The organism is Nocardia sp. NPDC051750 (genome assembly GCF_044453135.1).
Taxonomy (GTDB): Bacteria; Actinomycetota; Actinomycetes; order Mycobacteriales; family Mycobacteriaceae; genus Nocardia.
In genome coordinates, this window is sequence record NZ_JBITCK010000002.1 from 1,326,774 (window position 1) to 1,334,403 (window position 7,630).

General features: G+C 68.2%; 9 protein-coding genes. 5 read left to right on the forward strand and 4 right to left on the reverse strand.

Annotation, left to right across the window (positions count from 1 at the left end; translation table 11 throughout):
• Positions 1–60 precede the first annotated feature (60 nt).
• A complete protein-coding gene (locus ACIA75_RS13590) occupies positions 61–1,074 on the reverse strand; it encodes a glycosyltransferase (protein ID WP_397103514.1) in 1,014 nt (337 codons plus the stop codon).
• Between the two features lie 363 nt (positions 1,075–1,437).
• Here ACIA75_RS13590 and ACIA75_RS13595 point away from each other — a divergent pair, with 363 nt between their 5' ends.
• The 3 genes from ACIA75_RS13595 to ACIA75_RS13605 are packed head-to-tail and all read left to right on the forward strand — an operon-like array spanning position 1,438 to position 2,506.
• Complete coding sequence (locus ACIA75_RS13595; RefSeq protein WP_397103385.1) at positions 1,438–1,740, forward strand: hypothetical protein; 303 nt, start codon at positions 1,438–1,440, stop codon at positions 1,738–1,740.
• Complete coding sequence (locus ACIA75_RS13600; RefSeq protein WP_397103387.1) at positions 1,737–2,270, forward strand: GtrA family protein; 534 nt, start codon at positions 1,737–1,739, stop codon at positions 2,268–2,270. Before ACIA75_RS13595 ends, ACIA75_RS13600 begins: the two co-directional genes overlap by 4 nt.
• Before the next feature lie 5 nt (positions 2,271–2,275).
• Entirely contained in the window at positions 2,276–2,506 is a 231-nt protein-coding gene (locus tag ACIA75_RS13605; RefSeq protein WP_397103389.1) for a Trm112 family protein, read from the forward strand.
• 8 nt (positions 2,507–2,514) lie between these two features.
• On the opposite strand, the gene ACIA75_RS13610 is transcribed toward ACIA75_RS13605, so the two are convergent.
• The 3 genes from ACIA75_RS13610 to ACIA75_RS13620 all read right to left on the reverse strand — a co-directional run bounded on the left by ACIA75_RS13610 (position 2,515) and on the right by ACIA75_RS13620 (position 5,010).
• Positions 2,515–3,147 carry a TetR family transcriptional regulator gene (locus ACIA75_RS13610; RefSeq protein ID WP_397103391.1) on the reverse strand — a complete coding sequence of 211 codons (633 nt, stop codon included), beginning with the start codon at positions 3,145–3,147 and terminating at the stop codon, positions 2,515–2,517.
• Entirely contained in the window at positions 3,147–3,896 is a 750-nt protein-coding gene (locus ACIA75_RS13615) for an ABC transporter permease (protein WP_397103516.1), read from the reverse strand. The genes ACIA75_RS13610 and ACIA75_RS13615 overlap by 1 nt, the downstream gene beginning before the upstream one ends.
• A 232-nt stretch (positions 3,897–4,128) precedes the next feature.
• Complete coding sequence (locus ACIA75_RS13620; RefSeq protein WP_397103393.1) at positions 4,129–5,010, reverse strand: ABC transporter ATP-binding protein; 882 nt, start codon at positions 5,008–5,010, stop codon at positions 4,129–4,131.
• Positions 5,011–5,207: 197 nt separating this feature from the next.
• Here ACIA75_RS13620 and ACIA75_RS13625 point away from each other — a divergent pair, with 197 nt between their 5' ends.
• Positions 5,208–5,828 (forward strand): DNA-3-methyladenine glycosylase, encoded by a 621-nt coding sequence (locus tag ACIA75_RS13625; RefSeq protein ID WP_397103395.1) that lies wholly within the window; start codon positions 5,208–5,210, stop codon positions 5,826–5,828.
• Between the two features lie 88 nt (positions 5,829–5,916).
• On the forward strand, positions 5,917–7,206 hold the full coding sequence (tyrS, locus tag ACIA75_RS13630) for a tyrosine--tRNA ligase (RefSeq protein ID WP_397103397.1): 1,290 nt from the start codon (positions 5,917–5,919) through the stop codon (positions 7,204–7,206).
• Positions 7,207–7,630 lie beyond the last annotated feature (424 nt).

Consider the following 7,630-nt stretch of genomic DNA (forward strand, 5'->3'; position numbering starts at 1 on the left):
TTCGGATGAGCGGGGGCCCTGCGTGGTGACGCTCCGCTACCGCCTCCGGGCCTGACCCGCTCATCCGGCTGCGACCTCGGCGCGTGGACGAACGAGAGGTTGCGCGGTATCGGCCGGCGGCCGGGGGGTGGGTGATTCGATGGTCAGGTACAGCGGTTTACCCACCAAGATGTGCAGGACCACGCCGAGATATTCGGCGATGAGCCCCAGCGAGAACAGCAGCGCACCCGAGCACAGCAGGAGCACGACGATAATCGACGCCCAGCCCTCGGGGTTGTCGCCGCCGCTGGTCACCGCGGAATAGATGATCACGGCGGCCAGGATCGTCCCGGCCAGCGCCAGCGTCACCCCGAGCAGGCTCACCAGCCGCAGTCCGCGGGTTCCGGTGCACAGCACCATTTTCCAGAACAAGGAGAACAGCCGCCGGTAGTTGTAGCCCGATTCGGCCCGGCCCTCGCTGCGCAACCGCACCGGCGCCGTCGCGGTCCGGCCGACCACCCAGGTCAGCGCCACATCGAGATACGCACCGTTGGCGGCGACCTCGGCGAGCCGGCGCCCGATATCGCCGCGGATCAGCCGGAAACTCTCGAACCGGGTCGAGGCGGGGAAGGCGAACAGTGTGGCCAGGACGAGTTTCGCGCCGCGGGAAGTGATATTGCGTACGGGGCCGTGCGGGCGGGCGTTGACGGGCCGGGAGTACACCAGATCTGCCCGCTGCCGGTGGGCGGTGTCCAGGAATTCGGCGAGACAGGCCGGATCGTGCTGGCCGTCCTCGTCCATGGTGACGATCCAGCGGCCCCGGGCGGCGGCCATCCCGGCGATGGTGGCGGCGTCCTGACCGTAGTTGCGGCTCAACCAGATCACCCGCACCAGCGGGTTCTCCCGGCGTAGCCGTTGCAGAACGAGATCGGACCGATCCGGCCCGCAATCGTGCACCAGCACGATCTCGTCCACCCGGAAGCGCAGTCCGCTCGGGGTGGTGGTGGGCACGGATAGTTCGGTCAGTTCTCGTACCAGCCCCGCGACGGTCTGTTCGCCACGGTAGACCGGGACGACGACCGAAAGCCCGCACACTTCGGGCGAATCGGTGTCCGCGAGCGGGTGCGCGGTGTCGGCGTCGGACCACAGCGGGCCCGGGGAGCGGAACGGTGCGGGGCCGGCTGTGGTGGGCCGGCGGGTGTCCGGAGCGGAAACGTACCTGGGCGAAAACGGCATTGGCGAGATCGACTTTCGACGGAGGATAACGCGTGCCGGGTCTCGATGACGCTGGTGAGCCCGAGAAATGCGAACTCTAGCAGGTGTACTGGGCGCCGCGCGGACAGATCCGATATGCGTCGTTACAGCCGCCGGCCGGGTCGCGGGCGGTAGGGTCTGGGACCCGTGGCGGATGGTCGAGCCGATAATCGGCGGGATGTGCTCCGGTGGAGGCTGATATGCGTGGCCGGGGTGATCGCTGCCTACCTCGCGGTGCGGCCGGCGAACTCCCGGCATTTCTACACCGACGACACCGAAGCCCAGTACGCGCCGTTGTGGGTGGTGATGGCCGGACGCTCGCTGTGGGAGGGCAGGTTCGCACTCACCTGGCGGCCGCCGGGATGGAAGATAGGCGGTGCGACGCCCGTGGCGGGACTACTCGGCCTGGTTCTGCTCCAGGTGGCCTACCGGCGCGGTCGCCGTTGCCGCATCCCGCCCGTGCAGCCGGGTGCCGGGAAACCGGATCTGGTGGCCGTCCGGTCATGACAAGAGACCCCACCCGGACCGCGAGCTACGAGGCCACCCACAGCACCGACCGCCAGAGTGGCGGGGAGCTTCGCCCGGCGGGTAGCGGGAACACTGCCGGCCTCGACACCCGCGGCGGCGCGGCGCGGTTGCTGTTCCGGCTGGTGCGCCGGCAGGAATTCGCCTTCGCGGTCGTCGGTGTCGTCAACACCGTGATGGGTATCGGCCTCACCGTCGCCTGGCTGGCCGTCCTCGGCGATTCGGTACCGCCGTCGGCGGGAGTCGCCGCCGCCTACGTGACCGGTATCGGTATCGCGTTCCTCCTGCACCGGTACCTCGTGTTCCGTGTGCGGGGCCGGATCGTCCGCGACTTCCTGGGATTCGCCCTGGTGAATTGCGGCGGATTGGCGGCCAACGCCCTCCTGCTCGAACTCGCCGTCACCGTGCTCGGCTTCCCCCGCGCACCGGCCGCGGTGGTGGTCATGGGCGGCGTCGCGGCCGGTACCTACTTCGGCCACCGGTATATCTCGTTTCACCGACCGGTAGTTTGATCCCCATGTCGGAGCACACCATCCTGGACCCCACCCTGCTCAGCCTGCTGGCCTGCCCGCAGGACAAAGGGCAGTTGCACCTGGTCCGCACCGGCGACGGCGCCGATGTGCTGTACAACCCGCGGCTGCGCCTGGCCTACCCGATCGACAACGGCATCCCCGTGCTGCTCGCCGACGAAGCTCGCGCGGTCTCCGATACCGAGCACGCCGACTTCGCGAACCAGTTCGGCGAGTAGCCCAGCGGTCAGGGCTCGGGGTGATGCGCTGAGCCCGCATCCAGGTCACCGGTGAGGTAGCGCTGCACCGTGGGCCCCACGGCGGCGACTACCCGGTCCAACGGCAGGTCGGTGACGGGCTGCAGTTGCACGATCTTGCGGGTGATCACCACTCCTACGATCTGCGAGGCCGCCAGCGCCACCCGCAGCCTGCCGTCGTCGTTATCGGTCGCGATCCGGCGCCGGACCCGCTCCAGGATCACCGATAGCAGAAAATCCCGGACCAGCGAGACATCCCCACCGGCGACCAGACTGCGCACCAAGGCCACCGCCCCGGCGCCGGCCGGAGAATCCCACAGACCCACCACCGCGCGCACGATGGTCTCGCCGATCCGGTCCAGCGGTGTGGCGTCGACCTGCCGCAGCACGATTTCCGGATCGATCGGCAACTCCACCACCGCGGCGAACAACTGCTGTTTCGTCCCGAAATAGTGGTGGACCAGCGCCGGATCGACCCCTGCGTCCGCCGCCACCGCCCGGATCGAGGTCTTGTCGAAACCGGTCTGCGCGAACCGCTCCCGGGCGGCAGCCAGGATCGCATCCCGCGTGCCGGACGTGCCGGGGCGGCGGCCGGACCGGGACGGGCGCGCATCGCCCGTCATCATTCGGTCCGGCGCCGCAGCGTCGCCGCGCCCAGGCACAACGCCACCGCCGCGAACCCGGTCACGATCGCCAGATCCCGCCACATCAGCCCGGTGGGTTCGGCATGCACCGATACCTCGTGCAGGGCGTCCACCGCGTAGCTCAGCGGCATCATGTTACTGATCACCTCCAGCCAATCCGGCAGTTGCTCCCGCGGCACCAGCAGCCCGCACAGGAAGATCTGCGGCGCCGCCACCACCGGCATGAACTGCACCGCCTGGAACTCGGTCCGCGCGAACGCGCTGCACAACAGACCCAGCGCGACCCCCAGGACCGCATCGACCATCGCGATGAGGACCACCCACAACGGGTTACCGGCTGCGTCCAAGCCGAGTAGGCCGAACGAGACCAGACAGGCCACTGCCGCCTGCACGGCGGCAGCCAGCGAGAACGCGGTCCCGTACCCGCCGATCAGATCGAGTTTGCTCAGCGGAGTGGTGAGCAGCCGCTCGAGAGTTCCGGAGGTGCGTTCGCGTTGCATGGCGATCGCGGTGATCAGGAACATCACGATGAACGGCAGGATCCCGAGCATGCTGATCCCGACCCGGTCGAACAGGCGCACCGGCTGCTGCGGTGTGGCCGGCACATCCTGATAGATGAAATACAGCAGCGTCATCAGTAGCGCCGGAACCACCACGATCATCGCCACGGTGCGGTGATCGTTGCGCAGTTGACGCAGAATCCGGCCGGTGGTCGCCAGATAAGGCATGAGCGGCCGGGGCCCGCTACCTGCGGACACAGTGTGCGCCGGTGCGGGATGCCCCGGGGCCGCGGTCTCTGTTCCGTCGTTCATGTCGTCGTGTCCTCGGGATATGGGCGGGGCCCTGCGTAGTGATGCTTCGTTGCCTCTTCCGGGCCTGACCCACTCATGCTGTGTCGATGGGGCATGTGTGAGGGCCCTGCGTGGTGACGCTGCGCTACCGCATCCGGGTCTGACCCGCTCATGCCGGGGCTCCCATTGTGATGAGGGTGAGGAAAGCCTGTTCGAGGTTCTGTTCGCCGGTGCGTTCGCGGAGTTCGTCAGGGCTCAGCTCGGCCAGGAGGTGACCTTCCCGCATGAGCACCAGCCGGTCGCAGTGTTCGGCCTCATCCATCACGTGACTCGACACCACCAGGGTCGTCCCGCCGGCCGCCAGCTCCCGGAACTGTTTCCACAGCTCGACGCGCAGAACAGGGTCGAGGCCGACTGTCGGTTCGTCCAGCACCAGCAGTTCGGGTGCGGCGACCAGGGCGCAGGCCAGCGAGGCCCGTGTGCGTTGCCCGCCGGACAGTTCGTCCCCGCGCTGGCTCTGGTGATCCAGCAGCCCGACGGCACCGAGTGCCGCGTCGACGGCATCCCGAACCCCGCGGTGCCTTCTGAACCTGAGCGACGGCCCTGGGTGGTTGTCCTGCGCTGCATCCTCCGGGCCTGACCCGCTCATGCCGTGTCGATGGGGCATGAGCGGGGGCCCTGCGTGGTGACGCTTCGCTACCGCCTCCGGGCCTGACCCGCTCATGCCGTAGAGCGCGGCGAAGTACGCGACATTGTCACGGACGCTGATATCCCCGTAGATGCTCGGCGCCTGCGTCACGTAACCGATCCGCCGGCGCAGGCGGGCACTGCCCGCCGGGGACCCGAGCACCGTGACCTCCCCGGCGGCCACCACCTGGGTGCCCACGATGCTGCGCATCAGCGTGGTCTTCCCGCATCCCGACGGTCCCAACAGTCCGGTAATCGATCCGCGGGGAATGCGCAGCGAAATATCGTGCAGTACTTCCCGTTTCCCGCGACGAACGGTGAGGCCTCGCACCTCCACCGCGTCCGGTGTGCCGGTAACGGACATGCTCCGCCCCTATTCATCCGGTGGTGAATTCATCGTGTGGTGAATTATTCGCCGTCGCGCCGGGCGGTGCAAGACCGCCGGCCGAAACGTGCGTCAACCAGGCTTGTCGGGCATCAGGTTCGCAGCGGGCGAGCTCGGACAGCGGCCGAGATCCGGCCCCGATGCCGGCTCCGCACACCGATTGCGACAATCCACGGGTGAGTGCCGAGGACCTGGCTGTTGACCCCTTGACCGCCGCCCAGCGGTTGCTCGGCGCGACCCTGCGATCCGGGCCGGTGGCCGCCTACATAGTCGAAGTCGAGGCATACGGCGGCGACCCCGCCGGTCCCTGGCACGATCCGGCCGCCCATTCCGGACGCGGCCGCACGCCGCGTAACGCGGCGATGTTCGGTCCGCCGGGCAAGCTGTACGTCTACCTCAGCTACGGCATGCACACCTGCGCGAACATCATCAGCGGGCCGGACGGTGTGGCCTCCGGTGTGCTCCTGCGGTCGGCGGAGATCGTGGCCGGGCATGACGTCGCGCGCGCCCGGCGCCCGGCCGCCCGCGGAGACGAGGATTTGGCCCGGGGCCCGGGCAACCTGGGCAGCGCCCTCGGGATCGGGCTGGACGACTACGGCACCGATCTCTTCGCTCCGGACTCCGGGATCCGATTGGAACTCGGCCCGCCCGCCGATCCCTCCCGTATCGCGGCCGGGCCACGAGTCGGGGTCAGCGCCGAGGCCGACCGCCCGTGGCGACTCTGGCTGCGGGACTCCCGGTCCGTTTCCGCCTATCGCCGCAGCCCGCGGGCTCCGCGCACCGAGAAGCCGGCCTGAACCCGGCCGGTGGGGACCTCCGCCGCTCACGCCCGTGAACCACCGCACCGCCCGATATCCGATTGCGGTGGTACGCGAAGATGAACCCGTGAGCAGCGACATCATCGACGAACTGACCTGGCGCGGTCTCATCGCGCAGTCCACCGACCTCGACGCGCTCCGGGAGGCGCTGGCCCAGGGTCCGCGCAATCTCTATGCCGGTTTCGATCCCACCGCCGCCAGCCTGCACGCGGGCCATCTGGTGCCCCTGCTGGCGCTGAAACGATTCCAGCGGGCCGGGCATCGTCCGATCGTCCTGGCCGGCGGCGCCACCGGGTTGATCGGCGATCCCCGCGAGGTCGGCGAGCGCTCGATGAACTCCGCCGATACCGTCGCCGCCTGGGCCGAGCGGATCCGCTCGCAGCTCGAGCGATTCGTAGACCTGGACGATTCCCCGACCGGCGCCCTCATCGTGAACAACATGGACTGGACGGGCCCGCTCAGTGCCGTGGATTTCCTGCGCGATATCGGCAAGCACTTCTCGGTCAACGTGATGCTCGCCCGGGACACCGTCAAACGGCGCCTGGAGGGGGAAGGAATCTCCTACACGGAGTTCAGCTACATGCTCCTGCAGGCCAACGACTACCTGCAGCTACGGCGCACGCACGATTGCGTGCTGCAGGTCGGTGGCTCCGATCAGTGGGGCAACATCATCGCGGGTGTCGAGCTCAACCGGCGCGTCGACGGGGCGGCCGTCCATGCCCTGACGGTTCCGCTGGTCACCGCGGCGGACGGCAAGAAGTTCGGTAAGTCCACCGGCGGCGGCAGTCTCTGGCTCGATCCGGAACTCACCAGCCCCTATGCCTGGTACCAGTACTTCGTGAACACCGCCGACGCCGATGTCGTCCGCTACCTGCGCTGGTTCACCTTCCTCGACCGCGACGAACTGGCGGAACTGGAGGTGGCGACGGCGGAACGACCCCACGCCCGGGAGGCCCAGCGCCGGCTGGCGGCCGAGATGACCACGCTGGTGCACGGCTCGGCGAACACCCAGGCCGTCCAGCTCGCCAGCCAGGCCCTGTTCGGGCGCGCCGAACTGCGGGATCTCGACGAGCCGACGCTCGCCGCGGCGCTGCGCGAAGCCGCTGGCGAGGGCGAGGTCGCCGAGGTCGTACCGGGCCAGGACACGATCGTCGACCTCTTGGTCGCCGCCGGGCTGTGCGAGAGCCGCGGCGCGGCCCGGCGAACCGTGAACGAAGGTGGGGCGTCGGTGAACAACGAACGGGTCAAGGACCTGGAATGGACCCCGGAAAACGGCGATTACCTGCACGGTCAGTGGCTCGTACTGCGTCGTGGGAAGCGGAACTTCGCGGGCGTCCGGCGGGGTCCGGCTAATTGATCTTGGTGTGCTGGGTCACAGTTGATCTCCTGAGCCCTCCGGATCGCCCGTTTCCGGGCCCCTGACCAGCGAATATTCCGTGCCGAAGTGGCGATTTGACGTAGCGTTCCCCGCCGCGTAACTTATTCAACGTCAGAGCGACACGGACACCGACCAGGGGCCCGGAGCGAGGCGGAAACGCCGAGCCGGAGGGACCAGGGACAACGAGGTTGTACGATGAGCGCCTGGCACGACCGGCCGAAGAGCGGAGTTTGACTCTGAGCCACTGGACGGTTAAGCTGGAAAACCTGCCCCACTGAAGATCTGGTTTAGTCCAGACACTGAAGTGCGTGCGTGTGTTCTTTGAGAACTCAATAGTGTGTTGATGAATGTCAGTGCCAAATATTTAATTTGGTTTCGGTTCTTCATACCCCCGTGTGGAGGG

Excerpts from the sequence above, each read along its gene's own strand:
- ACIA75_RS13605 (WP_397103389.1), top strand. The coding sequence starts at position 2,276 with ATGTCGGAGCACACCATCCTGGACCCCACCCTGCTCAGCCTGCTGGCC.
- ACIA75_RS13615 (WP_397103516.1), bottom strand. The coding sequence starts at position 3,896 with ATGCCTTATCTGGCGACCACCGGCCGGATTCTGCGTCAACTGCGCAAC.
- ACIA75_RS13610 (WP_397103391.1), bottom strand. The coding sequence starts at position 3,147 with ATGACGGGCGATGCGCGCCCGTCCCGGTCCGGCCGCCGCCCCGGCACG.
- ACIA75_RS13600 (WP_397103387.1), top strand. The coding sequence starts at position 1,737 with ATGACAAGAGACCCCACCCGGACCGCGAGCTACGAGGCCACCCACAGC.
- ACIA75_RS13620 (WP_397103393.1), bottom strand. The coding sequence starts at position 5,010 with ATGTCCGTTACCGGCACACCGGACGCGGTGGAGGTGCGAGGCCTCACC.